Source organism: Erwinia sp. V71, from assembly GCF_965644245.1.
GTDB lineage: Bacteria > Pseudomonadota > Gammaproteobacteria > Enterobacterales > Enterobacteriaceae > Erwinia.
The window spans coordinates 1-24,719 of sequence record NZ_CBFFRK010000024.1 but is presented as its reverse complement, the minus strand read 5'-3'; the positions used below and the strand labels follow the sequence as shown (position 1 = coordinate 24,719).

The 24,719-nt window shown below is 55.8% G+C and carries 23 protein-coding genes and 1 pseudogene; 19 read left to right on the top strand and 5 right to left on the bottom strand.

Going from position 1 to position 24,719, the window contains the following annotated elements; translation table 11 throughout:
* The first annotated feature begins 90 nt into the window (after positions 1-90).
* Both gcvP and trhA read left to right on the top strand, forming a co-directional pair.
* A complete protein-coding gene (gene gcvP / locus ACSZO1_RS08100) occupies positions 91-2,964 on the top strand; it encodes an aminomethyl-transferring glycine dehydrogenase (RefSeq protein WP_437611326.1) in 2,874 nt (957 codons plus the stop codon).
* Positions 2,965-3,161: 197 nt separating this feature from the next.
* Positions 3,162-3,814 (top strand): annotated as a pseudogene (gene trhA / locus ACSZO1_RS08095) (PAQR family membrane homeostasis protein TrhA).
* 52 nt (positions 3,815-3,866) lie between these two features.
* Here trhA and ygfZ read toward each other — a convergent pair.
* Positions 3,867-4,847 (bottom strand): tRNA-modifying protein YgfZ, encoded by a 981-nt coding sequence (ygfZ, locus tag ACSZO1_RS08090; RefSeq protein WP_437611324.1) that lies wholly within the window; start codon positions 4,845-4,847, stop codon positions 3,867-3,869.
* A 234-nt stretch (positions 4,848-5,081) separates the two neighbouring features.
* Between ygfZ and sdhE the strand changes: the two genes are divergently transcribed.
* Together sdhE and ACSZO1_RS08080 are read left to right on the top strand one after the other, a co-directional pair.
* On the top strand, positions 5,082-5,348 hold the full coding sequence (sdhE, locus tag ACSZO1_RS08085) for an FAD assembly factor SdhE (RefSeq protein ID WP_437611322.1): 267 nt from the start codon (positions 5,082-5,084) through the stop codon (positions 5,346-5,348).
* The gene (locus ACSZO1_RS08080; RefSeq protein ID WP_437611320.1) at positions 5,329-5,733 is read left to right on the top strand and encodes a protein YgfX; all 405 of its coding nucleotides are present in this window, start codon (positions 5,329-5,331) and stop codon (positions 5,731-5,733) included. The genes sdhE and ACSZO1_RS08080 overlap by 20 nt, the downstream gene beginning before the upstream one ends.
* A 59-nt stretch (positions 5,734-5,792) precedes the next feature.
* Here ACSZO1_RS08080 and fldB read toward each other — a convergent pair whose 3' ends face one another.
* Positions 5,793-6,311: a flavodoxin FldB gene (fldB, locus tag ACSZO1_RS08075; RefSeq protein WP_437611318.1), complete on the bottom strand. Its 519-nt coding sequence runs from the start codon at positions 6,309-6,311 to the stop codon at positions 5,793-5,795.
* A gap of 85 nt (positions 6,312-6,396) precedes the next feature.
* Here fldB and xerD point away from each other — a divergent pair, with 85 nt between their 5' ends.
* The 7 genes from xerD to ACSZO1_RS08040 all read left to right on the top strand — a co-directional run bounded on the left by xerD (position 6,397) and on the right by ACSZO1_RS08040 (position 14,281).
* Positions 6,397-7,311, top strand: a complete 915-nt coding sequence (xerD, locus tag ACSZO1_RS08070; protein ID WP_437611316.1) for a site-specific tyrosine recombinase XerD — start codon at positions 6,397-6,399, stop codon at positions 7,309-7,311.
* Positions 7,312-7,338: 27 nt separating this feature from the next.
* The gene (dsbC, locus tag ACSZO1_RS08065; RefSeq protein WP_437611314.1) at positions 7,339-8,043 is read left to right on the top strand and encodes a bifunctional protein-disulfide isomerase/oxidoreductase DsbC; all 705 of its coding nucleotides are present in this window, start codon (positions 7,339-7,341) and stop codon (positions 8,041-8,043) included.
* A 6-nt stretch (positions 8,044-8,049) separates the two neighbouring features.
* The gene (gene recJ, locus ACSZO1_RS08060; RefSeq protein ID WP_437611312.1) at positions 8,050-9,780 is read left to right on the top strand and encodes a single-stranded-DNA-specific exonuclease RecJ; all 1,731 of its coding nucleotides are present in this window, start codon (positions 8,050-8,052) and stop codon (positions 9,778-9,780) included.
* A 376-nt stretch (positions 9,781-10,156) separates the two neighbouring features.
* A protein-coding gene (prfB, locus tag ACSZO1_RS08055; RefSeq protein WP_437611310.1) for a peptide chain release factor 2 occupies positions 10,157-11,255 on the top strand; the annotation gives its coding sequence in 2 pieces (ribosomal slippage) (positions 10,157-10,231 and positions 10,233-11,255; 1,098 coding nt in all).
* 9 nt (positions 11,256-11,264) lie between these two features.
* On the top strand, positions 11,265-12,788 hold the full coding sequence (gene lysS / locus ACSZO1_RS08050) for a lysine--tRNA ligase (RefSeq protein ID WP_437611308.1): 1,524 nt from the start codon (positions 11,265-11,267) through the stop codon (positions 12,786-12,788).
* A gap of 276 nt (positions 12,789-13,064) precedes the next feature.
* Positions 13,065-13,586 (top strand): cupin domain-containing protein, encoded by a 522-nt coding sequence (locus ACSZO1_RS08045; RefSeq protein ID WP_437611306.1) that lies wholly within the window; start codon positions 13,065-13,067, stop codon positions 13,584-13,586.
* Complete coding sequence (locus ACSZO1_RS08040; protein WP_437611304.1) at positions 13,586-14,281, top strand: aspartate/glutamate racemase; 696 nt, start codon at positions 13,586-13,588, stop codon at positions 14,279-14,281. The genes ACSZO1_RS08045 and ACSZO1_RS08040 overlap by 1 nt, the downstream gene beginning before the upstream one ends.
* A gap of 37 nt (positions 14,282-14,318) precedes the next feature.
* Here the strand turns inward: ACSZO1_RS08040 and ACSZO1_RS08035 are convergent, their stop codons facing one another.
* Positions 14,319-14,945, bottom strand: coding sequence for a serine protease (locus tag ACSZO1_RS08035; RefSeq protein WP_437611302.1), 627 nt, complete (start codon positions 14,943-14,945; stop codon positions 14,319-14,321).
* A gap of 498 nt (positions 14,946-15,443) precedes the next feature.
* On the opposite strand from ACSZO1_RS08035, the gene ACSZO1_RS08030 reads away from it, so the two are divergent.
* A complete protein-coding gene (locus tag ACSZO1_RS08030) occupies positions 15,444-16,607 on the top strand; it encodes an MFS transporter (RefSeq protein ID WP_437611300.1) in 1,164 nt (387 codons plus the stop codon).
* Here ACSZO1_RS08030 and ACSZO1_RS08025 read toward each other — a convergent pair.
* Positions 16,604-17,524: a LysR family transcriptional regulator gene (locus ACSZO1_RS08025; RefSeq protein ID WP_437611297.1), complete on the bottom strand. Its 921-nt coding sequence runs from the start codon at positions 17,522-17,524 to the stop codon at positions 16,604-16,606. The genes ACSZO1_RS08030 and ACSZO1_RS08025 overlap by 4 nt on opposite strands.
* A gap of 115 nt (positions 17,525-17,639) precedes the next feature.
* On the opposite strand from ACSZO1_RS08025, the gene lysA reads away from it, so the two are divergent.
* Complete coding sequence (gene lysA, locus ACSZO1_RS08020) at positions 17,640-18,893, top strand: diaminopimelate decarboxylase (protein ID WP_437611294.1); 1,254 nt, start codon at positions 17,640-17,642, stop codon at positions 18,891-18,893.
* A gap of 49 nt (positions 18,894-18,942) precedes the next feature.
* Here the strand turns inward: lysA and ACSZO1_RS08015 are convergent, their stop codons facing one another.
* Positions 18,943-19,269, bottom strand: coding sequence for a PTS lactose/cellobiose transporter subunit IIA (locus ACSZO1_RS08015; RefSeq protein WP_437611292.1), 327 nt, complete (start codon positions 19,267-19,269; stop codon positions 18,943-18,945).
* Between the two features lie 184 nt (positions 19,270-19,453).
* Between ACSZO1_RS08015 and ACSZO1_RS08010 the strand changes: the two genes are divergently transcribed.
* From ACSZO1_RS08010 to ACSZO1_RS07985, 6 genes are all read left to right on the top strand, one after another.
* Positions 19,454-20,788 carry a PTS sugar transporter subunit IIC gene (locus tag ACSZO1_RS08010; RefSeq protein WP_437611290.1) on the top strand — a complete coding sequence of 445 codons (1,335 nt, stop codon included), beginning with the start codon at positions 19,454-19,456 and terminating at the stop codon, positions 20,786-20,788.
* An 11-nt stretch (positions 20,789-20,799) separates the two neighbouring features.
* On the top strand, positions 20,800-22,227 hold the full coding sequence (locus ACSZO1_RS08005) for a glycoside hydrolase family 1 protein (RefSeq protein ID WP_437611288.1): 1,428 nt from the start codon (positions 20,800-20,802) through the stop codon (positions 22,225-22,227).
* 11 nt (positions 22,228-22,238) lie between these two features.
* Positions 22,239-22,556 carry a PTS sugar transporter subunit IIB gene (locus tag ACSZO1_RS08000; RefSeq protein WP_437611286.1) on the top strand — a complete coding sequence of 106 codons (318 nt, stop codon included), beginning with the start codon at positions 22,239-22,241 and terminating at the stop codon, positions 22,554-22,556.
* 118 nt (positions 22,557-22,674) lie between these two features.
* Positions 22,675-23,448: an FCD domain-containing protein gene (locus ACSZO1_RS07995; RefSeq protein WP_437611284.1), complete on the top strand. Its 774-nt coding sequence runs from the start codon at positions 22,675-22,677 to the stop codon at positions 23,446-23,448.
* Positions 23,448-23,924, top strand: a complete 477-nt coding sequence (locus ACSZO1_RS07990) for a GNAT family N-acetyltransferase (RefSeq protein WP_437611282.1) — start codon at positions 23,448-23,450, stop codon at positions 23,922-23,924. Before ACSZO1_RS07995 ends, ACSZO1_RS07990 begins: the two co-directional genes overlap by 1 nt.
* Before the next feature lie 5 nt (positions 23,925-23,929).
* A complete protein-coding gene (locus tag ACSZO1_RS07985; RefSeq protein ID WP_437611280.1) occupies positions 23,930-24,562 on the top strand; it encodes a YitT family protein in 633 nt (210 codons plus the stop codon).
* Positions 24,563-24,719: the final 157 nt, after the last annotated feature.

The following is a 24,719-nucleotide window of genomic DNA, read 5'->3' as shown; positions in this document are numbered from 1 at the left end:
CTTCTGTCACTCGTTCTCCCTCCCAGCCCCTCCTTCGCACCGCGGGGAGGGAATATCCCATTTCAATGCCCGATGCAGGATTTACCGCTAATGACTCAGACTCTCAGCCAGCTTGAACACACCGGTGCGTTTATCGAGCGCCATATCGGTCCTTCGCAGGAGCAGCAGCAAACGATGCTGAACGCCATTGGTGCCAGCTCTCTGCACGAACTGATTACCTCGATTGTGCCTGCCGACATTCAGTTACCCAGCCCGCCTGCGATTGGCGACGCGCTGACTGAGCATCAGGCGCTGGCGGAGCTGAAAGCCATTGCCAGCCAGAACCAGCTGTATAAATCCTACATCGGCATGGGTTACACCCCGGTGTTAACCCCGCCGGTTATCCTGCGCAATATGCTGGAAAACCCGGGCTGGTACACCGCGTATACGCCGTATCAGCCGGAAGTATCACAGGGCCGTCTCGAAGCGCTGCTGAATTTCCAGACCCTGACGCTGGATCTGACCGGTCTGGATATCGCCTCCGCATCGTTGCTGGACGAAGCCACTGCGGCGGCGGAAGCGATGGCGATGGCAAAGCGCGTCAGCAAGCTGAAAAACGCCAATAAATTCTTTGTTGCTGATGATATTCATCCGCAGACACTCGACGTGGTGCGCACCCGCGCAGAAACCTTTGGTTTTGAAGTGCTGGTGGATAGTGCCGAAAAAGCGCTGGATCATCAGGAAGTGTTTGGCGTGTTGCTGCAGCAGGTGGGAACGACTGGCGAAGTGCATGATTACCGGGCGCTGATTGCCGAATTAAACCAGCGTAAAGTGGTGGTCAGTGTGGCGGCGGACTTTATGTCGCTGGTTCTGCTGGAAGCACCTGGCAAGCAGGGCGCGGATATCGTCTTCGGCTCTGCGCAACGTTTCGGCGTGCCGATGGGCTACGGTGGTCCGCATGCGGCCTTCTTTGCCGCCCGTGACGAACACAAACGCTCGATGCCGGGCCGTATTATTGGTGTGTCGCGTGATGCCGCGGGCAACACGGCGTTGCGTATGGCGATGCAGACCCGTGAACAGCATATCCGCCGTGAAAAGGCCAACTCCAATATCTGTACCTCGCAGGTCCTGCTGGCGAATATCGCGGGTCTGTATGCGGTGTACCATGGACCGGCAGGACTGCAACGCATTGCCGGACGTATCCACCGTCTGACCGATATTCTGGCGGCCGGTCTGCGCCAGGGCGGGCTGACGCTGCGTCATCAGCGCTGGTTCGACACCATTACTGTGGAAGTGGCTGACAAAGCTGCGGTGCTGGCACGCGCGCTGAGCTTTGGCGTCAACCTGCGTACCGATATTCATCATGCAGTGGGTATTACGCTGGATGAAACCACCAGTCGTGACGATGTGGTGGCACTGCTGGCGATCCTGCTGGGTGACGATCACGGGCTGGATATCGATGCACTGGACGCGCAGATCGTGGCGAGTGAGACATCGCTGCCTGCCGCGCTGCTGCGCCAGGAGGCGATCCTGAGCCATCCGGTCTTTAACCGTTATCACAGCGAAACCGAGATGATGCGTTATATGCACAGCCTCGAACGCAAAGATCTGGCGCTGAACCAGGCGATGATCCCGCTCGGTTCCTGCACCATGAAACTGAACGCTGCGGCGGAAATGATCCCGATTACCTGGCCGGAGTTTGCCGGACTGCATCCGTTCTGCCCGGCAGAGCAGGCAGGCGGTTATCTGCAGATGATTGGTCAGCTGTCGCAGTGGCTGGTGCAGCTGACAGGCTATGATGCACTGTGTATGCAGCCGAACTCCGGCGCGCAGGGCGAATATGCTGGCCTGCTGGCGATCCGCCGTTATCACGAAAGCCGTGATGAAGCGGGACGCCATATCTGTCTGATCCCGAGTTCTGCGCACGGCACCAACCCGGCGTCAGCGCAGATGGCGGGCATGAGCGTGGTGGTGGTGGCCTGCGACAAGCAGGGCAACATCGATCTGCACGATCTGCGTGAGAAAGCGGAGCAGGCAGGTGAGCAGCTCTCCTGCATTATGGTGACCTATCCGTCCACGCACGGCGTGTATGAAGAGACGATCCGCGAAGTGTGCCAGATCGTGCATCAGTTTGGCGGCCAGGTGTATCTCGATGGCGCAAACATGAATGCGCAGGTGGGGATCACCACGCCGGGCTATATCGACGCGGATGTTTCACACCTCAACCTGCATAAAACCTTCTGTATTCCACACGGCGGCGGCGGCCCGGGCATGGGACCGATTGGCGTGAAAGCGCATCTGGCGCCGTTTGTGCCAGGCCACAGCGTGGTACAGATTGATGGCATGCTGACGGAGCAGGGTGCGGTATCCGCCGCGCCATTCGGCAGCGCCTCGATTCTGCCAATCAGCTGGATGTATATCCGTATGATGGGCGCGGAAGGGCTGAAACAGGCCAGTTCGGTGGCGATCCTCAATGCCAACTATATCGCCCGTCGTCTGCAGTCGGCCTACCCGGTGCTGTACAGCGGTCGCGATGGCCGTGTGGCGCACGAATGTATTCTGGATATTCGTCCGCTGAAAGAGCAGACCGGCATCAGCGAACTGGATATCGCCAAACGTCTGATTGACTACGGTTTCCACGCGCCAACCATGTCGTTCCCGGTGGCGGGCACACTGATGGTGGAGCCGACGGAGTCGGAGAGCAAGCTGGAGCTGGATCGCTTTATCGATGCGATGCTGGCGATTCGCATGGAGATCGATCGTGTGGCGGATGGCGAGTGGTCAGCGGAAGATAACCCGCTGGTGAATGCGCCGCACACGCAGAAAGAAATGGTGGGCGAGTGGGGGCATCCTTACAGCCGCGAACTGGCAGTGTTCCCGGCGGGCAGCGAGAATAAATACTGGCCGACAGTGAAGCGCCTTGATGATGTGTTTGGCGACCGTAACCTGTTCTGCTCCTGCGTACCGATTTCTGATTATCTGTAATCTCCGTACTGTCCCCTCCCCCATCCTCCTTCCCCCGTCAGCGGGGGAAGGAGATGTTCGTCCCCGTCCGTTTCATTACTCATCACGTTTTCCCCGCCACTGAAAGATTAAATTTCAGCTTACAACTGTACACTGAAAAAATTCTCAGTTAGGCTGTGTGCAAATATGCAGCAGTCCCTGACAGGAGAATCGTTTTTATGACGAATAACGCGCTGGCGATAAAAGGTTATTCCCTGGCGGAAGAGATCGCCAACAGCATCAGCCATGGCATTGGCTGCATCTTCGGCATTATTGGTCTGGTGCTGCTGCTCGATCAGGCGCTGGATATGCGCGCGGGTGCGATGGCGATCACCAGCTACAGCATCTATGGCGGCAGTATGATCCTGCTGTTCCTCGCCTCCACGCTGTATCACGCCATTCCCCATCAGGGGGCGAAATACTGGCTGAAAAAACTCGATCACTGCGCCATTTATCTGCTGATTGCCGGCACCTACACCCCGTTTCTGCTGGTGGGGCTGAAATCGCCGCTGGCGCACTGGCTGATGGGCGTAATCTGGAGTCTGGCGCTGGTGGGCATTGTGTTTAAGCTGCTGTTTGCCCACCGTTTTAAGGCGCTATCGCTGACCACCTATCTGCTGATGGGCTGGCTGTCGCTAATTGTGATTTATCAGCTGGCCATCACGCTGCCTGCAGGTGGTGTCTGGCTGCTGGCGGCAGGCGGTATTGTCTACAGCCTCGGGGTGATCTTCTACACCTCAAAGCGCATCCCGTTTAATCACGCGATCTGGCACGGTTTTGGCTGGGCGGTTGCCTGTGCCACTTTGTGGCGATCTACTTCTATGTGAGTTAACGACGGCAGACGAAGTGGGTGCGGACACCAGACGGCGTCCGCACAAGAAGGATTAATCGAGAGTGTAAGGCAGTGGCTGCACGCTCAGTTTACCGCCTTCATCACCCTGCACGCGCAGGATGCTGTCGGCTTCCAGGTCGTTGTTCAGCACCACCTGCACCCAGACGTCACCATTATTCAGCTGAATTGCCGCCAGTACCGTACCGGTACGACGCCAGTTTTCTCCCAGCTGCAACTCCAGCGCGTCACCCGCCACTGGCACCCGGCTGGCATTGCCCGCCAGCCAGTAAAGCGCGCGTTTGTTGGCGCCGCGGAATTTAGCGCGTGCCACCATCTCCTGGCCGGTATAGCAGCCCTTTTTAAAGCTGATGGCATCCAGTGCCTGCAAATTGGTGGCCTGCGGGATCAGCTGGGCGCTGTTTTCGCTATCGATGACGGGCAGACCGGCTTCAATATCCAGCGCCAGCCACTGTTTGCTGTCATTGAACTGCGCTTCACCGGCCAGTTTCTGCTGAATTGCCTGCGCCTGTTCCTCACTGGTTACCAGCAGGAAGCGCTCGGCAGGATGAGCAAACCACAACAGCGTGCTGTCATTTTGTTGCACCACCGGGTTTTCGGCATCCGGCAACTGTTCATACAGGCTTGCCAGCGCTGCGCGTGCCTGGAAACCGGCCAGACCGAGCAGAACGGATTGATCGTCAGCGGCGATGGTCACTTTGGCGAACACGGCATATTTTTTCAGCTCGGTGATCTGCACATCACGCAGGTTACGGCGTTCGATATAAGCCAGCCCTTCACCGCGATGGAACAGGCGTAAGTTACTCCACATTTTCCCTTTGGCATCGCAATGGGCGGCGAGGAAATGCTGTTCTGCCGTCAGTATCGCCACATCCAGCGTCAGCTGGCCCTGCAGATAGCTGATACTGTCCTGACCCTGCACGGTCGTCAGCGCCCACTCTTCGAGCGACATCAGCGTCAGGGGCAGGCGTGCAGAGGCAACAGGCTGACGCGGCGGTAAAGTAAAGGTTGGCATAGTTCTGTCCTGAAATGGAGAATCCAAAAACCATCAACAATGGTATCCATGTTAAAAGAGCCGACCTGCATTGCAACCAGTTTTGCCCGCCAGCGGCACAAAACGCGTGTTAACCCTGCGGGTGGTGGTGGCGCTTTGCTTGTTATGCCGCACCCGGCACATCTGGCTATCGCGTAATTTGCGCAAAAAGCGCTACACTAGCGGCCATGTTTCGCTAATTTAATGGCTGAGAATATGGATATTAATAATAAGGCACGAATTCACTGGGCTTGCCGCCGTGGTATGCGCGAGCTGGATATCTCGATTATGCCGTTTTTCGAATATGAGTATGACTCGTTAAGCGACAACGATAAGCGGGTGTTTATTCAGTTGCTGGAGAATGACGATCCGGATCTGTTCAACTGGCTGATGAACCACGGTAAGCCTGCCGATCCTGAGCTGCAACGCATGGTGAAACTGATCCAGCAGAGAAATAAAGCCCGTGGTCCTGTGGCAATCTGATCTGCGGGTTTCCTGGCGGGCGCAGTGGCTGTCATTGTTACTGCACGGCGCGGTGATCCTGCTGCTGCTGCTGGCGCCCTGGCCGCCAGATTACACGCTGGTGTGGATTGTGCTGCTGACGCTGGTGGTGCTGGAGAGTGTGCGCAGTCAGCGCCGTATTCGCCGCCGTGAAGGGGCGATTGCCTTGCTGTCCGCGCGCCGTGTACGCTGGCGGCAGCAGGAGTGGTGTCTCAGCCGACGCCCTTTTCTGCTGAAACAGGCGATGCTGCTGGTACTGAAAAATCCGCAGGGGCAGCGTGAGTGGCTGTGGCTGGTACGCGACAGCATGGATGAAGCCGAATGGCGGCAATTGCGTCAGCTGTTGCTGACGCAGACGTCGCAGTAGCGTCTTGCCTGCAGAGCTAATGGCGGACATGATGGATTCATGCCCGCTGATGTGGTGTATTACAGCAGTTCCGCCGTTTCGGTCAGAATCTGCTCGCACCACTGGGCGATACGCTCGTCGCTCTCTTCGAACTGATTGACATCATCCAGCGCCAGGCCGACAAACTGTTTGCCATCGGCGGTCAGCGGTTTCGCGCTGGTGAATTCATAGCCCTCAAGCGGCCAGTAACCGACAAACTTCACGCCCATCGGTGTCAGCAGGTCGTGCAGCATACCCAGCGCATCGAGGAACCATTCGCCGTAACCATACTGGTCACCCATGCCATACAGCGCAACAATCTTGCCACGCAGCTGCAGCCCGGCGACATCATTCCAGATCGCTTCCCAGTCTTCCTGTAATTCACCAAAATCCCAGGTAGGAATGCCGAGGATCAGCAGATCATACTGCTCCATCAGTGCCGGAGAGTCGTCTTTCACGTTATGCAGCGTGACTAACTCTTCGCCAATAAAATCACGGATTTTCTCCGCCGCCATCTCGGTATAGCAGGTGCTGGAGCCGTAAAACAGGCCAATTTTCATACAAAGACAACTCTTTTTGATACCATTCGGCCGATTGTATCAGAATCGGCCATGGATCAGGCATAATGAGCAACAGTGCAGAACGATGGAAGGTGATGAGGCGGCCGTGCAGGATACTGATGTAATCGAGCTATTTCTGGATGCGTTATGGATTGAACGTAACCTGGCGCAGAACACGCTGGCGTCTTATCGCCTGGATTTGCAGGCGCTGGCGGGCTGGCTGCAGCACCACAATCGCACGCTGCTGACTGCCGACGCAGCCGATTTACAATCCTTTCTTGCCGAGCGGGTGGAGGGTGGCTACAAAGCCAGCAGCTCTGCGCGCCTGCTGAGTGCCATGCGCCGTCTGTTCCAGTATCTGTACCGTGAAAAGCAGCGTGAGGATGATCCCAGTGCGCTGCTCGCCGCTCCGAAACTGCCGCAGCGCCTGCCGAAAGATCTCAGCGAAGCGCAGGTGGATCGCCTGTTGCAATCCCCCAGTACCGAAGAACCCATTGAACTGCGTGATAAAGCGATGCTGGAACTGCTGTATGCCACCGGGCTGCGCGTTACCGAGCTGGTCAGCCTGACCCTGAGCGATATCAGTCTGCGCCAGGGCGTGGTGCGGGTGATCGGTAAAGGCAATAAAGAGCGTCTGGTACCGCTGGGAGAAGAAGCGGTGTACTGGATTGAGCAGTTTATCGAGTATGGCCGTCCGTGGCTGATGAACGGCCAGACGAACGACGTGCTGTTTCCCAGCAACCGTGCGCAGCAGATGACACGACAAACTTTTTGGCATCGGATTAAGTATTATGCGACGCTGGCGGGTATCGACAGTGAAAAGTTATCGCCGCATGTGTTGCGTCATGCCTTCGCCACGCATCTGCTGAACCACGGCGCGGATTTGCGTGTCGTACAGATGCTGTTGGGCCATAGTGATTTGTCGACCACCCAGATTTATACGCATGTCGCCACCGAGCGGCTGCGCCAGTTACACGAAAAACACCACCCGCGAGCCTGAGAGGCGGATGTGACGATAAGGATAAATATGAAGAAGCGTTTTGTGCTGCTGTCACTGTTGATGGCGTCCGTGTCGGGCATTGCCCACGCCGATGATGCTGCCATTGTTAATTCGCTGAAAAAGCTCGGATTAGAGCAGATTGATATTCAGCCTTCACCGCTGCCGGGCACCAAAACGGTGTTAACCGAAAGCGGCGTGCTGTATGTCACGGAAGATGGCAAACAGTTTATCCAGGGTCCACTGTATGACGTCAGCGGCGCGCGTCCGGTCAACGTCACCAACAAGCTGCTGGAGAAAAAGGTTGAAGCGCTGAGCAAAGAGATGATCGTGTACAAAGCGCCGAAAGAGCAGCATGTGGTGACGGTGTTTACCGATATCACCTGCGGTTACTGCCGTAAGCTGCATGAAGAGATGAGCGACTACAATGCGCTGGGCATCACCGTGCGCTACTTGGCGTTCCCGCGTGAGGGCGTCAACGGTCAGGTGGAAAAAGCGATGAAGTCTATCTGGTGCGCAGCCGATCGTAATAAAGCGTTTGATGCGGCGATGAAGGGTGACGCCGTATCGCCAATTGAGTGCAAAATCAACCTGGCGGAACACTACAAACTCGGCGTGCTGTATGGCATTCAGGGCACGCCAGCCATTCTGCTGGACAACGGCGGCATGGTGCCGGGTTACCAGAAACCACAAGAGCTGAAACAGCTGCTTGATAGCCAGAAAAGTGGTGGCTAACGTTCAGTGAATAATGTAACTCAACTCCGCCGTCGTGAGGCGGCGGGTATGGCGCAACTGCCTGCGGATCTGCATCCGCTGTTGCGCCGCCTGTATGCCCATCGCGGCGTGCAACAGGCCAGTGAACTGGATCGCGGTGCAAAAAATCTGCTGCCTTTTCATTCGTTAAGCGGTATTCAGCGTGCCGCAGAGATCCTGCACCAGGCGCTGGTCGCGCAGAAGCGCATCATGATCGTCGGTGATTTCGACGCCGATGGTGCTACCAGCACGGCGCTGACGGTGCTGGCGTTGCGCAGCATGGGCGGGCGTCATATCGAATATCTGGTGCCGAACCGTTTCGAAGATGGCTACGGTCTGAGCCCGGAAGTGGTGGAGCAGGCGGCGGCGCGCGGTGCAGAACTGATTGTGACCGTCGATAACGGTATTTCATCGCTGGCGGGCGTCAGCTGCGCGCACGAAAAGGGTATTCCGGTGGTGATTACCGACCACCACCTGCCTGGTGAAACGCTGCCTGACGCCGAAGCTATCGTCAATCCCAACCTTGCTGACTGTGAATTTCCCTCGCGCTCGCTGGCGGGTGTTGGCGTCGCCTTTTATCTGATGCTGGCGCTGCGCGCCCATCTGCGCGATCAGGGCTGGTTTGAGCAGGGCATCGCCGTTCCCAATCTGGCGGAACTGCTCGATCTGGTGGCGCTGGGCACTGTTGCCGATGTGGTGCCGCTGGATGCTAACAACCGCATTCTGGTGTGGCAGGGGCTGAGCCGTATTCGCGCGGCGAAGTGTCGTCCGGGAATTCGCGCACTGCTGGAAATTTCCGGCCGTGATGCGCGCCAGCTGGCGGCCAGCGACCTCGGTTTTGCCCTTGGTCCGCGGCTGAATGCTGCTGGCCGCCTCGATGATATGTCCGTGGGGGTGGCGCTGCTGCTGTGTGAGGATGTCGGCCAGGCGCGCATGCTGGCGCACGAGCTGGATGCACTGAACCAGACGCGCAAAGAGATTGAGCAGGGCATGCAGTCGGAAGCACTGGTGTTTTGCGACCAGCTGGAACGCAGCAGCGAAAACCTGCCGCTGGGTATCGCCATGTACCACCCCGAGTGGCATCAGGGCGTGGTGGGTATTCTGGCCTCGCGGCTGAAAGAGCGTTTTCACCGACCGGTGATTGCCTTTGCCCCTGCAGGCGATGGCACACTGAAAGGCTCAGGACGTTCGGTTTCTGGCCTGCATATGCGTGACGCGCTGGAGCGTATCGATTCACTGTATCCGGGATTGATCCTGAAATTTGGCGGCCATGCGATGGCGGCAGGCTTATCGCTGGAGGAAGATCGTTTTGATGAATTCCGTCAGCGTTTCGCCGATCTGGTGGGCGAGTGGCTGGATGCTGATGCGTTGCAGGGCGTTATCTGGTCCGACGGCGAGCTGGCGGCGCAGGAATTGACGCTGGCGACGGCGGAACTGCTGCGTGAAGCGGGGCCGTGGGGGCAGGCATTCCCGGAGCCGATCTTCGATGGCAAATTTAAACTGCTGCAGCAGCGGCTGGTGGGCGAGCGCCACCTGAAAGTGATGATTGAACCGCTGGGCGGCGGTCCGCTGCTGGATGGCATTGCCTTTAATATCGACACCACCCTGTGGCCCGACCCGAGCGTTAAACAGGTCGAGCTGGCCTATAAACTGGATGTGAACGAGTTTCGCGGCAACCGCAATGTGCAACTGATTATTGAACATCTCTGGCCGCAGTGAACTGCATGACAAGCCTTGCGACGTCTCATAAATTCAAAGCACGAAGCACGAAGCACGGTGCTCCTGACAGCAACTCATTAGCTTAAGGCTCAGGGAACACGGTCAGCGGAGGAAAGCGTCCCGCGCCATGGACGGCGCGGGCCGAGCGGCCATGGATGGCGAAAAGCGACTTTCTGGAGCTGACAGTGTTCCCTGAGCAGGCTCTGAACTTAACGCGCCCCTGCAAACACCGAACCCAAAGCGCCCCGGCAGACACTGAACCCAAAGTGATTCCCCGTTCACGACCGAAGCTGCTTATTGCTGCTACAAACTGCGCCATAATTCGGTTAAACTGCCCCGTTACATTACAGACATTCTCAAAGAAAGATTCCTAATCATGTTTGAAATTAATCCGGTCAAAAACCGTATTCAGGACCTCACTGAGCGCAGCGACGTTCTTAGGGGGTATCTTTGACTACGATGCCAAGAAAGAACGCTTAGAAGAAGTTAACGCGGAACTGGAACAGCCAGACGTCTGGAACGAACCTGAGCGCGCACAAGCGCTGGGTAAAGAGCGCTCCGCGTTAGAAGCGATTGTTGAAACCCTCGACCAGATGTCGCAGGGCCTGGAAGATGTTGAAGGCCTGCTGGAACTGGCGGTCGAAGCGGACGACGAAGACACCTTTAATGAAGCCGTCGCTGAACTCGACGTGCTGGATAAGAAACTGGCCGAACTGGAATTCCGCCGTATGTTCTCCGGCGAATACGACAGCGCCGACTGCTACATCGATATCCAGGCCGGTTCCGGCGGCACCGAAGCACAGGACTGGGCCAGCATGCTGGTGCGTATGTACCTGCGCTGGGCGGAAGCCAAAGGCTTCAAAACCGAAGTCATCGAAGAATCTGAAGGTGAAGTTGCGGGCACCAAATCCGCCACGCTGCGCATCAGCGGCGACTACGCTTTCGGCTGGTTACGTACTGAAACCGGCGTCCATCGCCTGGTACGTAAAAGCCCGTTCGATTCCGGCGGCCGTCGCCACACCTCATTCAGCTCGGCATTCGTGTACCCGGAAGTGGATGACGATATTGATATCGACATCAACCCGGCAGACCTGCGTATCGATGTCTACCGTGCCTCCGGCGCGGGTGGTCAGCACGTTAACCGTACCGAATCTGCGGTGCGTATTACCCACATCCCAACCGGGACGGTAACCCAGTGCCAGAACGACCGTTCACAGCATAAAAACAAAGATCAGGCGATGAAACAGATGAAGGCGAAACTGTACGAGCTTGAGATGCAAAAGAAAAATGCTGAGAAACAGGCGATGGAAGACAACAAGTCTGAAATTGGCTGGGGTAGCCAGATTCGTTCTTACGTTCTCGATGATTCACGTATCAAAGATCTGCGTACCGGCGTGGAAACACGTAATACCCAGGCGGTGCTGGATGGCGATCTGGATCGATTTATTGAAGCAAGTTTGAAAGCAGGTTTATAAGGAACCGACATGTCTGAACAACAACCGCAGGGCGCGGCTGAAGCCGCCGTTGAGCTTAACAACGAACTGAAAGTACGTCGCGAGAAGCTTAGCGCGCTGCGTGAAAACGGCGTGGCGTTTCCTAACGATTTCCGCCGTGACCGTATCTCAGATCAGCTGCACGCTGAATTTGACGGCAAAGAAAATGAAGAGCTGGAAGCGCTGAATATCGAAGTCAGCGTCGCAGGCCGTATGATGACGCGCCGCATTATGGGTAAAGCGTCATTCGTCACCCTGCAGGACGTGGGGGGCCGCATTCAGCTGTATGTGGCACGCGACGACCTGCCAGAAGGCGAGTACAACGAGCAGTTCAAAAAGTGGGATCTGGGCGATATCCTCGGCACACGCGGCAAACTGTTCAAAACCAAAACCGGTGAACTGTCGATCCACTGTACTGAACTGCGCCTGCTGACCAAAGCACTGCGCCCGCTGCCGGACAAATTCCACGGCCTGGCGGATCAGGAAACCCGTTACCGTCAGCGTTACCTTGACCTGATCGCTAACGACGAATCACGCAACACCTTTAAAGTGCGCTCGCAGATCATGGCCGGTATTCGCCAGTTCATGGTCGGCCGCGACTTTATGGAAGTGGAAACGCCAATGATGCAGGTGATCCCTGGCGGTGCGTCTGCACGTCCGTTTATCACCCATCACAATGCGCTGGACATCGATATGTACCTGCGTATTGCACCAGAGCTGTATCTGAAACGTCTGGTGGTTGGTGGTTTTGATCGCGTATTTGAGATCAACCGTAACTTCCGTAACGAAGGTATTTCCCCGCGCCACAACCCTGAGTTCACCATGATGGAACTCTATATGGCGTATGCGGATTACAAAGATCTGATCGAACTGACTGAAAGCCTGTTCCGCACCCTGGCGCAGGACGTGCTGGGCACCACCTTCGTGCCTTACGGTGAGCAGGAGTTTGACTTCGGCAAGCCGTTCGAAAAACTGACGATGAAAGAAGCGATCCTGAAATACCGTCCGGAAACCAATCTGGCGGATCTGGACGATTTCGCCAAAGCGTCTGCCATCGCCACTTCTCTCGGCATTAAAATCGAGAAGAGCTGGGGCCTGGGCCGTGTGGTAACTGAGATCTTCGAAGAAACCGCAGAAAGCCATCTGATCCAGCCGACCTTTATCACCGAATACCCGGCAGAAGTGTCACCACTGGCACGTCGTAACGATGTGAACCCGGAAATCACTGACCGCTTCGAGTTCTTTATCGGCGGCCGTGAAATCGGTAACGGCTTCTCCGAGCTGAATGATGCAGAAGACCAGGCTGAGCGTTTCGCCCAGCAGGTAAATGCGAAAGATGCCGGTGATGATGAAGCGATGTTCTATGACGAAGACTACGTCACCGCGCTGGAGCACGGCCTGCCGCCAACCGCGGGTCTGGGCATTGGTATAGACCGTATGGTGATGCTGTTTACCAACAGCCACACTATCCGTGACGTGATCCTGTTCCCGGCGCTGCGTCCTGGCAGCAAGTAATCTGCGCATGGCGTAATGAAAAACGGTCAGCATGATGCTGGCCGTTTTTTTTGTCTGTTTAATGGTCTTTTGTTGTGGTTCGGCTTAGTGTGGGGAACGGCTGAGTATTCAGGGAGGAAAAGGATGAATGACAATAATATTAACTTACGCACGCTGGTTAATGCTTTGGCAATGCGACATTCACCGCTTACAGAATTCGACACGGAGCGTGTCAGTATAGCCAGAACGGTGATGGCATTTTACGAGACAACGGCACATGGTACTGGAGCCCATCCTGTGAAGAATACACCCCGTCCTGAATTTATCCGCCACTGGCGTGAGCTGGAAGGTGAAGACAACTCACATTATGCGGACAGCGATGAGCTGATGGCAATTGGTGCGCCGCTGGGTTATCGCCTTGGTCTGACACGCATTGGCATTCACCATGAGCGGCTGTTGCCGGGGCGTCGTTTATCTTATCCGCATGCCGAGAGTGCGGAGGAAGAGTTTGTTTATGTACTGGAAGGTCAGCCCGATGCCTGGATTAATGGTGAGCTGATTCCCCTGCAACCCGGTGATGCCGTTGCTTTTCCTGCCGGTACCGGCATCTGCCACACCTTTATGAATAACAGCGAACAGGAAGTGCGCCTGCTGGTGATCGGTGAAACGCGCAAAGCGGAAAATCGCATTTATTACCCGAAAAACCCGGTCTATGAAGCAACACGCGAAGATCGCTGGCATGATGTGCCTGAACAGCAGTTTGGTCCCCACAATGGCTTGCCGGATGCGTTGCAGCAGGCAGATAACAAGGATAAATAATGAAAACACTGGGTCTGATTGGCGGGATGAGCTGGGAATCCACCGTTCCTTACTACCGGATGATCAACGAAGGTATCAAACAACAGCTGGGCGGCCTGCACTCGGCGAAACTGGTGCTGTACAGCGTCGATTTCCATGAGATTGAGCTGTGTCAGTCGCGCGGCGAATGGCAGAAGGCCGGACAGATGCTGGCGGACGCTGCACTGGCGCTGAAAGCGGCAGGCGCGCAGGGCATTGTACTGTGCACGAACACCATGCACAAAGTGGCAGATGCCATTGAGCAACAGTGCGATCTGCCGTTCCTGCATATCGCCGATGTTACGGCACAGGCGATTCAGCAGCGTGGCATGACGCGTGTTGCGCTGCTGGGCACGCGCTACACCATGGAGCAGGATTTTTATCGCGGCCGCCTGAGCAGCGTCTCAGGCATCGAAACTCTGGTGCCCGATGATGCCGCACGACAGAAAATTAACCAGATTATCTTTGATGAACTCTGCGTCGGGCAATTTACCGCCGCATCCCGCGAATATTATCAGCAGATTATCGCTGAACTGAAAGCGCAGGGGGCAGAAGGGGTGATCTTTGGCTGCACCGAAATCGGCCTGCTGTTAAGCGAGGAACAGAGTGTACTGCCGGTGTTTGATACTGCGGCAATCCATGCCAGCAGCGCGGTGGAATTTATGCTGGCGGACTGAGTCTGCCGCGCAGCGTGACGCCCGGGCCGCCGGGCGGTTAAGATTTGATGGCGTTCTCCAGCCAGTCTTTAAAGCGTGAATATGGCACATACAGTGCGACATCTTTGTACAGCGTTTTACCGGTCGTGTTGTCGTTGATCTCTTTGCTGTAACCCACGATCACGCCGCCGATACTGTCATCTGACGCGTTATATACCGCGCCACCAGACATACCCTGCACCACGCCAGCATCTGCTGCGACGACGACACAACTCAGTTTGTTCCAGCTATTCTCCAGCCCGGTATTAATCAGGTTGGTGCCGCTGGACGCCACTGGCATCGCGGAGATAAAGCTGTAACCATACAGATTGACGCGATCGCCAATGTTGCCATTACGAAAACGCGGCGGCAGGTTGCTTTCACTGTTGTCGTGATACACCACTGCTAAGTCGCATTCAGGATGCCAGGCCTTGACTTTATACATCGAAAATTTCGCCACATGGGCGGCGGTCAGGCTGTACTTTGCGGTCAGGGGAATCGTTGTCCCCAGGGTTCCCAGCCCCATAACGGTCGGAATGCCCGTGACGGTCATATCCACTCTTTTTTCAGCCTCACTGCTGTACTCATAATGTCCTACTGAGCAGCCGCTCAGGAATAACAGCACCAGGGGGATCGCCCGTCGCATTTTGTCTCCCGACCCTAATATCAGGCAAAGTCATGGTTTGCCAGGTCACTTCATGTACAAGTTATCGGCGGTGAAAAAGCTTTCTTTACGGTCACCCACGCAAAAAATTTGCGATATGGCACGGATAAGAGCGTAATCATATCAACCGCCATCTCAAGGCTTCTGCTCCTAAAACGACAAAACTGAGATCAATCTTAGTCTGGAATGTTAAGATTCAATAAAGTTTAGAACAGATATCAGAACAAAAATTTCATTAGCCTGCTATTCAGGACCACTGCAGGCTGAAGCGTCATCCTGACGATGCTGAGAGAGATTATTGCGTGTACGGCAAGAGTCCCTTGCTCCATGCGGGGTATAACAGTGAGATCGGCTGTGCTATTAATAGCAGTGTGACAGCGGTCAAATAACGACTTTGATCAATAATGGCGTCAAAACGTCAGTGTTTTCGGAATAATCCCCTACCTGCAGAAGTAAAAATTTTATTTTGGAGAATATGGTATGCCTGTTTCATTGCTGGCGTTGGCGCTCAGTGCGTTCGCTATCGGCACCACAGAGTTTGTGATTATGGGATTATTGCCCGAAGTGGCGAATGATCTGCAGGTCTCGATTCCTTCCGCTGGCAGGCTGATCAGCGGCTATGCGCTGGGGGTGGCGATTGGTGCGCCGATTATGGCGTTGCTGACCGCCAGACTGCCACGTAAGCGCACGCTGGTGCTGCTGATGTCGATCTTTATTGTCGGCAACATACTCTGTGCGCTGGCGTACAGCTATAACCTGCTGATGCTGGCGCGTGTGATCACCGCGCTGTGTCATGGCGCGTTCTTCGGCATTGGCGCGGTGGTGGCCGCCAGCCTGGTTGCGCCCGGCAAACAGGCATCCGCAGTGGCACTGATGTTTACCGGCCTGACGCTGGCGAACGTGCTGGGCGTGCCGCTGGGCACCTGGTTTGGTCAGTTGTTTGGCTGGCGTGCCACCTTCTGGGGCGTGTCAGTGATTGGCGTGCTGGCGTTTATCGGCCTGATTGTCAGCCTGCCGGTGAATAAAGATGAAAAACCGGTGCATCTGGCGAGCGAAATCAGTGCGCTGGCGAACGGCAAGCTGTGGCTGTCCCTGGCGATGACGGTCTTTTTCGCCGCGGCAATGTTTGCCCTGTTCAGCTATATTGCACCGCTGCTGCTGGATGTCACTGGCATCAGCGATCGCGGTGTCAGCTGGACGCTGTTCCTGATTGGTGGCGGTCTGACGGTGGGGAATATCATCGGCGGTAAACTGGCGGACTGGCGCGTTTCGTTCAGTCTGATCCTCAGCTTCACGCTGATTGCCATCACTTCGCTGCTGTTCAGCTGGACCAGCCACGGACTGCTGCTGGCGGAAATCACGCTGTTTATCTGGGCGATGGCGACCTTTGCTACTGTGCCAGGCCTGCAGATTAATGTGGTGCGCCACGGCAAAGATGCACCAAACCTGGTGTCGACGCTGAATATCTCGGCGTTTAACGTCGGCAACGCGCTGGGTGCCTGGGTCGGTGGGGCGGTGATCGACGGTGGTTATGGCCTGACGGCGGTGCCAGTGGCCGCTGCGGTACTGGCGGTGATTGGTCTGGTGATTTGCCTGATCACCTTCCGTGGTTCACGCGCGCAAACGCAGGCGGCCTGCGCTTAAGCCAGCAGAGCATCCAGGCGCTGACTGAACAGATCGATATGCTGTTGCAGATGCTGGCTGAACGCCTCTACCAGCGCCGACGCCGGGCGATGGCGTGGCCGGATTAAGCTGACGGTAAACGGTACATCGAGGCTGAAACGGCGGATAACCACACCGCTGTCTGCGTAATCCAGCGCCGTCAGCGGATTCACTACTGACACGCCTACCCCCGCCCGTACCATCGCACACACTGACGCGGCGCTATGGGTTTCCATCACCATGCGCCGCTGCACGCCGTGGGCGGCAAACAGCTGATCCAGTAACTGGCGATAGCTGTCGGTGCGCGACAGGCTGATATAGTTTTCCCCGGCGAAATCCTGCGGCCGCAGCTCGCGACGCTGAGCCAGCGGATGCCCCTGCGGCAACACGCAGACTTCATTGCGCGTCAGCAGCTCAATTCTGTCGGTGCCTGCCGGCGTCATGGTGGTTTCGGTGAGTCCGAGATCATAACGTTGTGCCGACAGCCATTCTTCCAGCAGCGGCGACTCCTGCGGAATGATATTCAGGCTGAGGTCAGGATAGCGCTGCAAAAAGGGCTGACACAGCAGCGGCAGCAGCGACTGGGAAAAGACCGGCAGGCAGGCGATGGACAGCTCGCCCTGGCGGAACTGGCGCAACCCCTCCGCGGCATCGATGATGCGATCGAGGCCATACCAGGAGCGCTGCACCTCTTCAAACAGGCGTAATCCCTGCACTGTGGGATGCAGACGTCCGCGCACGCGCTGGAACAGTTGCAGACCAGTCAGCTTTTCAAAACGTGCCAGTTCACGACTCACTGTCGGCTGAGAGGTATGCAGCATCGCCGCCGCTTCCGTCAGGTTGCCGCTGGTCATGACCGCGTGAAAAATCTCAATATGGCGCAGCGTGATAGTTGCCATGCTCTGCTCCTGTCAGTCATAGCCATATCATATTTGCATAGACTGCCATTAAACAGATATTTTTCAGCAAAGTCCGCCTGTGGCGTAATGAGGCCATAACATCAGGAGGATCACCATGCCACGCCCACTCAATAACACCGAAACCGCGCTGACCCGCGCGAACCTGCTGCCACTGGCGCGCCAGTATGACTGCCCGGTCTGGGTTTACGACGCTGCCATTATTCAGGCGCGTATCGCGCAACTGCAGCAATTTGATGTGGTGCGCTTTGCGCAGAAAGCCTGCTCGAATATTCATATTCTGCGTCTGATGCGTCAGGCTGGCGTGTATGTCGATTCCGTGTCGCTGGGTGAAATTGAGCGCGCGCTGGCGGCAGGTTATCAGCCGGGTGGCGATGAGATTGTGTTTACTGCCGATGTGCTGGATGCGCCGACCCTGGCAAGAGTGGCGGAACTGAACATCCCGGTCAACGCCGGTTCGGTCGATATGCTGCATCAGCTGGGTGCGGTGTCGCCTGGTCACCGTGTCTGGCTGCGTGTGAACCCGGGCTTTGGTCATGGTCACAGCCAGAAGACCAATACCGGTGGCGAAAACAGCAAACACGGTATCTGGCACAGTGATTTAGCGCTGGCGCTGGCGGCAATCCAGCAGTACGGCCTGCAACTGGTGGGTATCCATATGCATATCGGTTCCGGGGTGGATTACGGTCATCTGGAGCAGGTGTGCGATGCGATGGTGAACCAGGTGGTGAGTTTCGGCCAGGATCTGGAAGCGATCTCCGCCGGTGGTGGCCTGTCGATTCCGTATCACTTTGGTGAAGAAGCGATTGATACCGAACACTATTACGGTCTGTGGAATGGTGCGCGTGAGCGTATTGCCGCGCATCTCGGTCATGCGGTGAAGCTGGAACTGGAACCGGGTCGCTTCCTGGTGGCGGAGTCGGGCGTGCTGCTTTCTCAGGTTCGCGCGGTTAAAGCGATGGGCAGCCGCCACTTTGTGCTGGTGGATGCAGGGTTCAACGATCTGATGCGTCCGGCAATGTACGGCAGCTATCACCATATTTCCGCCATTGCTGGCGATGATCGTCCGCTGGACGAGCAGAACACGGTGGAGACGGTAGTGGCCGGACCGCTGTGTGAATCCGGTGATGTCTTTACCCAGCAGGAAGGCGGCAAGGTGGAAACCCGCGCATTACCGGCGGTGGTGGTCGGCGATTATCTGGTGTTCCATGATACCGGTGCTTATGGCGCGTCGATGTCATCCAACTACAACACCCGTCCATTGCTGCCGGAAGTGCTGCTGGAAAACGGTCAGGCGCGCGAAATTCGCCGTCGTCAGACTTACGCTGAGCTGCTGGCGCTGGAGATTTAAGCCGCTGCCAGCCACACAACACGGGTGCAGCATGCTGCGCCCGTCGTCTCTACCCTCTGGCTTCCAGGCCGCCAAACGCCTCTTTACGCAGCAGCACAATCTCTTCCGCCAGATCACGGCACAGCATGGCGTTCATCAGATGATCCTGCGCATGCACCATAATCAGCGTGACCGGCACTTTGCCAGTCCCTTCATCGGCGCCAATCAGCTGCGTCTGGATACGGTGTGCCCCTTTGGCTGCCTCGACAGAAGCCTGTAACGCCTGATCCGCCTGCTGCCATTCCCGTTTGCGGGCAAACTGAATCGCGCTCATCGCATGGGATCGCGCTTCGCCCGCATTGATCAGCAGCTCCATCATGATTTGTTCGAAATCCATATTCACCTCGATATTGGTATGCCAAATTATGTTAATTCATCCTACAGGAATACCAAAACAGCATTCCGGGATGTGAATCACAGAAAAATAAGTCGTAATAGTTGATTTTGGTATACCAGGTGAACGGAATATCACCAGTAAACAAATACCGGGATGCTGACCCTACTACTTTGAGGTATGACCCATGTCTCTACAGGATCGTCTGATTGACTCTCTGGGCAGTTTCGCCACTAAGTTCAATAGCTATCGCTATATCATGGCGATCAAGGCATCGTTTATTACCCTGATGCCAGTGATTATTGTCGGCGCGTTTTCGGTGCTGATCGCCAATATGGTGCTGGACCCGAAAAACGGCCTGGCGAGTTTTTCCTCGCTCGCCTTTCTGGCTGAACTGAAGCCCATTACCACCAGTATTAACTACGCCACGCTCAGTTTCCTGAATATTGGCGCGGTATTCCTGATCGGTATCGAACTGGGAAAAATTAACGGCATTAAGACGCTGTTTCCCGGATTGTTAGCGATTATCTGCTTTATTTCTGTTACGCCGACCACATTACAGATGATGGTGGACGGCCAGATGCATCTGGTGACCGATGTGCTGGCAAAACAGTTCTCTGATACCAAGAGCCTGTTCCTGGGCATGTTTATCGCCATTCTGTCGGTGGAGATTTACTGCCGGCTGGAGAACGTGAACGGCCTGAAAATCAAAATGCCGGATACCGTGCCACCGAATGTTTCCGCGTCATTCTCGGCACTGATCCCGTCGATTATCACCGTTTCCGCGATTGCCACTTTCGGCTTTATTTTCCATCGCGTTACCGGCATGTATCTCTACGATGCGGTGTACAAAGTGGTGCAGCAGCCGCTGGAATCGGTGGTGCAGAGCCTGTGGGGCATTCTGTTGCTGATGTTTGTCGCGCAACTGTTCTGGGTGATTGGTATTCACGGCAACCAGATGATTAAACCGATTCGCGAACCGCTGCTGCTGGGGGCGATTCTGGTCAATATGAACGCCTTCGAAAAAGGTCAGGAAGCGCCAAATATTATCACCATGCCATTCTGGGATGTGTATATGAGCATTGGCGGCTCTGGCCTGACGATCGGCCTGCTGACGGCGGTGATGATTGCCACCAAACGCAAAGAGATGCGCGAAATCGCCAAACTGTCGTTCGGCCCCGGTCTGTTCAATATCAACGAACCGGTGATCTTCGGTATGCCGGTGATGCTCAATCCGATCCTCGCTATCCCGTTTATTATCACCCCGCTGGTCACCGGTTCGATTGGCTACTTCGCGACCGTCACCGGCTTTGCCGGTAAAGCAGTGGTGATGGTGCCGTGGACCACGCCGCCGATCATTAACGCCTGGCTGTCGACCGCCGGTTCTATGGGCGCGGTATTCACCCAGATGGTGTGTATTGTGGTGTCGGTGCTGATCTACCTGCCGTTTGTGAAAATTGCGGCACGTCGTGCGCAGGCGGCTGAAGAGAAAGCCCTGCAACCGGAAACGGCGCAAAACTAACAGGAGTGACGATGAGTATTAAAATCCTCCGTATCCCGGACAATTTTATCCTTGGCGCAGCGGCTTCTGCCTGGCAAACCGAAGGCTGGAGCGGCAAAAAGCCGGGGCAGGATTCGTATCTGGATGCCTGGTATCAGAACGATCGTCACGTCTGGCATAACGGCTATGGCCCGGCAGGGGCCACCGACTTTATCAACCGCTACAAAGAGGATGTAGCGCTGATGAAAGCCGCCGGGCTGACCCACTATCGTACTTCGATTAACTGGTCACGCTTTCTCACCGACTATGAAAACGTCGTCGTTGATGAAGAGTATGCGCAGTATTACGACAACCTGATCGATGAAATGCAGCGTCAGGGCATTGAGCTGATGTTGTGCCTGGAGCATTACGAACTGCCCGCCGTGCTGCTGGAACAGTACGGCGGCTGGGGATCGAAAAAGGTGGTGGAACTGTATGTGCGCTATGCGGAGCAGGTGTTCGCCCGCTATGCGCACAAGGTGACGCGCTGGTTCACCTTTAATGAGCCGATTGTGGTACAGACCCGCGTCTATCTTGATGCGCTGCGCTGGCCGTATGAGCAGAACACCCATAAGTGGATGCAGTGGAATCACCATAAAAACCTGGCGACGGCGAAAGTGGTGAAACTGTTCCGTGACAAAGGTTACACCGGCACCGTCGGCACAATCCTGAATCCGGAAGTGACTTATCCGCGTTCCAGTGCGCCGCACGATGTGAAGGCGGCGCAGATGTACGATCTGTTTTATAACCGCGTGTTTCTCGATCCGGCGATTAAGGGAGAGTATCCCGCAGAACTGATCGCGCTGCTGCAACAGCATGAGGTTCAGTGGGACTACACGGCAGAGGAGCTGAAACTGATTGCGCAGTACCGCGTCGATGAAGTGGGGATTAACCTCTACTATCCGCACCGGGTGAAAGCGCCGTCACGCGCCTGGCATCCGGACACGCCATTCCATCCCGCTTACTACTATGATCATTTTGAGCTACCGGGACGGCGGATGAATAAATCGCGCGGCTGGGAGATTCAGCCGCAGATTATTTATGACATGGCGATGCGCATCAAAAATGAGTACGGCAATGTGCCGTGGTTTGTCGCTGAAAGTGGCATGGGTATTGAAAATGAAGCGCAGTTCAAAAATGCCGAAGGCGAAATCCAGGATGATTACCGCATCGCGTTTATTGCCGAGCATCTGTATCAGACACTGCGCGCGCGTGAGGATGGCGCCAACTGTCACGGCTATATGCTGTGGGCCTTTACCGACAATGTGTCGCCAATGAACGCCTTTAAAAACCGTTATGGCTTAATTGAAATTGATCTGGACAACCAGCGTCAGCGGCGGATGAAAAAGTCCGCCGGGTGGTATCGCCAGCTGCGTGACAGCCGTCAGCTGACGCTGACAATTGACGATGAATGGAAATAAGGAGTCTGTTGATGAAACGAATCATACTCGCCTGCGCTGCAGGGATGTCGACGTCGATGGTGGTGACGCGCATGGAAAAAGAGGCGGCGAACCGTGGCCTTGAGTTTAAAATTTACGCCATCCCGGAGCAGGAACTGCGTGATGAATTAAGCAATTACAGCAGCGATGTCATTGCGGTGCTGCTTGGGCCGCAGGTGCGTTTCAAACTGGATGAGAACCGTAAACTGACCGACAGCTATTCTATCCCGATTGCGGTCATTGATTCCGTCGCTTATGGCACGCTCAACGGCGCGAAAGTACTCGATCAGGCGCTGGCTTTGGTACACTAGCGGCGCATATCGTCGCAGCAGAGCCAGCACCCGTGTGCTGGCTCGCTTAATCAGGCCGTCAGGCGCGCCATCCGCTCGATGATATTATTAACATCGTCAATGGCTTAAAGGTGATTTCGTGGACAAGGGCGCAGCGCCGCAAGAGAAGAAACAGTATCAGGAAATTGGACACAATCTGCGCCAGCAGATTATCGACGGGCACTACCCTGTGGGTTCCCGTCTGCCGACGGAGCGCAATATTGCTGAAAGCTGGGGTGTCAGCCGTACCATTGTGCGCGAAGCGCTGCTGATGCTGGAGCTGGAAGGCACCGTGGATATTCGTCAGGGCTCTGGCGTGTATGTGGTGCGTATCCCGTCGGAAAGCAGTGATGAAGAGGAAGCCTTTTTCCGCAGCGATGTCGGCCCGTTTGAGATGCTGCAGGCGCGCCAGTTGCTGGAAAGTAATATCGCTGCATTTGCCGCGAAAATGGCCACCAAAGCGGATATCGAGAACCTGAAGCGAACCCTCGAACAGGAACAAAAAGCGATTGCCACCAACGATTACAGCCAGGAAAACGACCGGCTGTTTCACCTGCTGCTGGCCGGGGCCACGCAGAATCAGATGCTGCTCGATACCGTGACCAGCATCTGGCGTCACCACGATAACAGCCCGCTGTGGCAGCAACTGCGCAGCCAGATAGAGAGCCGCAGCTACCGGCTGAAGTGGCTGGGCGATCGTCAGACCATTCTTGCGGCGCTGCGCCGTCGCGATGTCATGGGGTCATGGCAGGCGATGTGGCAACATCTGGAAAACGTCAAAAATGCGCTGCTGGAACTTTCTGACGCCGATGCGCCAGATTTTGACGGCTATCTGTTTGAATCGGTGCCGATTTTCCAGGGGAAACAGGTCTGATGACGCTGCGCATTCTCTCACTGGCAGAGGCACCGCAACACCGTGACCAGGTGATCGACTGGCTGTGGCAGGCATTTGATGGCGATAACCATCGTGACTTCTTCGCCAGCACCATCGACAGCTGCCTGCGTGGTGACGACTTACCGATGACTTTTATTGCGCTGGACGGTGAACGGCTGGCGGGCACGGTGGGGGCGTGGCGCTGCGATCTGATTAGCCGCCAGGATCTGTTTCCGTGGCTGGCGTCGCTGTATGTGGCGCAGGAGTATCGTGGCCGCGGACTCAGCGAACAGCTGCAGCAGCATGTGATTGGCTGGTGTCAGGCGCGTCAGTTTCCCGACCTGTATCTGTTTGCTTCTTTCAGCGATTACTACGAACGTTTCGGCTGGCGCTACATAGGCGATGCGCTGGACTATCCGAACAAGCCCGTCCGCCTGTATCATATGGACATTCGAGCTAACGCGAGCAAAGCGTAAACGGTATGTCTGATAAAAATACTCCACCGGGGATCATTACGTCTCCGGTTTCCCACACCACTGTCGATGATATCTACGGGCTGGCGCTCGGCGTGATGTTTATTTCCGTCGGCCTCAATATGCTGCATTTTTCCGGTATGGTGACGGGCGGCGTGGCGGGCATTGCGCTGCTGCTGTCGTGGTTTGTCGAGATGCCGATTGGCTATCTGTTTATTCTGGTGAATATCCCGTTTATGGCCTTTTCGTGGTGGAAAATGGGCAGCGCATTCACCTTTAAAACCCTGCTGGTCAATATCGCCCTGATGGCTGCCTCGCTGCTGATCCCGCATCTGCTGACCATCAGCTATATCCATCCGCTGTTCTGCTCGCTGGTGGGCGGCACGGTGATTGGTATGGGCATCCTGTGCCTGGCGCGCCACAATGCCTCAGTGGGAGGCACCGGGGTGATTACGCTGTGGGGACAGAAAGTGTATGGCGTCAATGCGGGCAAAACGCAGATGGCGCTGGATGTGATTGTCTTCCTGGTGGCGCTGGTGAAAGTGCCTGGCGGCTTGCTGCTATGGTCGATTCTCAGTGCGGTGGCGATGAACGCGATGCTGCTGAAATGGCATAAGCCGGGGCGATATACCGGGGCGTGAGGATTGACGGAGTCACACGATAGATAGTTTCTGCTTTTATTTCGCGGTTCAGTCATAACGCTTGCTGACTGATACCGTGATTCGCGAATTCAGATAATAAGTGCAACGCTCGGACATGATTGTGGAGAGTGTAGGAGGAAGGGTTAACTACCGATAA

Coding starts and splice junctions, on each gene's coding strand:
- ACSZO1_RS08040 (WP_437611304.1), top strand. CDS start 13,586: ATGAAAACACTGGGTCTGATTGGCGGGATGAGCTGGGAATCCACCGTT.
- ACSZO1_RS08030 (WP_437611300.1), top strand. CDS start 15,444: ATGCCTGTTTCATTGCTGGCGTTGGCGCTCAGTGCGTTCGCTATCGGC.
- ACSZO1_RS08000 (WP_437611286.1), top strand. CDS start 22,239: ATGAAACGAATCATACTCGCCTGCGCTGCAGGGATGTCGACGTCGATG.
- ACSZO1_RS08005 (WP_437611288.1), top strand. CDS start 20,800: ATGAGTATTAAAATCCTCCGTATCCCGGACAATTTTATCCTTGGCGCA.
- ACSZO1_RS08035 (WP_437611302.1), bottom strand. CDS start 14,945: ATGCGACGGGCGATCCCCCTGGTGCTGTTATTCCTGAGCGGCTGCTCA.
- lysS (WP_437611308.1), top strand. CDS start 11,265: ATGTCTGAACAACAACCGCAGGGCGCGGCTGAAGCCGCCGTTGAGCTT.
- ACSZO1_RS08015 (WP_437611292.1), bottom strand. CDS start 19,269: ATGGATTTCGAACAAATCATGATGGAGCTGCTGATCAATGCGGGCGAA.
- ACSZO1_RS07985 (WP_437611280.1), top strand. CDS start 23,930: ATGTCTGATAAAAATACTCCACCGGGGATCATTACGTCTCCGGTTTCC.
- ACSZO1_RS08025 (WP_437611297.1), bottom strand. CDS start 17,524: ATGGCAACTATCACGCTGCGCCATATTGAGATTTTTCACGCGGTCATG.
- ygfZ (WP_437611324.1), bottom strand. CDS start 4,847: ATGCCAACCTTTACTTTACCGCCGCGTCAGCCTGTTGCCTCTGCACGC.
- lysA (WP_437611294.1), top strand. CDS start 17,640: ATGCCACGCCCACTCAATAACACCGAAACCGCGCTGACCCGCGCGAAC.
- ACSZO1_RS08010 (WP_437611290.1), top strand. CDS start 19,454: ATGTCTCTACAGGATCGTCTGATTGACTCTCTGGGCAGTTTCGCCACT.
- xerD (WP_437611316.1), top strand. CDS start 6,397: ATGGAAGGTGATGAGGCGGCCGTGCAGGATACTGATGTAATCGAGCTA.
- ACSZO1_RS07990 (WP_437611282.1), top strand. CDS start 23,448: ATGACGCTGCGCATTCTCTCACTGGCAGAGGCACCGCAACACCGTGAC.
- sdhE (WP_437611322.1), top strand. CDS start 5,082: ATGGATATTAATAATAAGGCACGAATTCACTGGGCTTGCCGCCGTGGT.
- gcvP (WP_437611326.1), top strand. CDS start 91: ATGACTCAGACTCTCAGCCAGCTTGAACACACCGGTGCGTTTATCGAG.
- dsbC (WP_437611314.1), top strand. CDS start 7,339: ATGAAGAAGCGTTTTGTGCTGCTGTCACTGTTGATGGCGTCCGTGTCG.
- fldB (WP_437611318.1), bottom strand. CDS start 6,311: ATGAAAATTGGCCTGTTTTACGGCTCCAGCACCTGCTATACCGAGATG.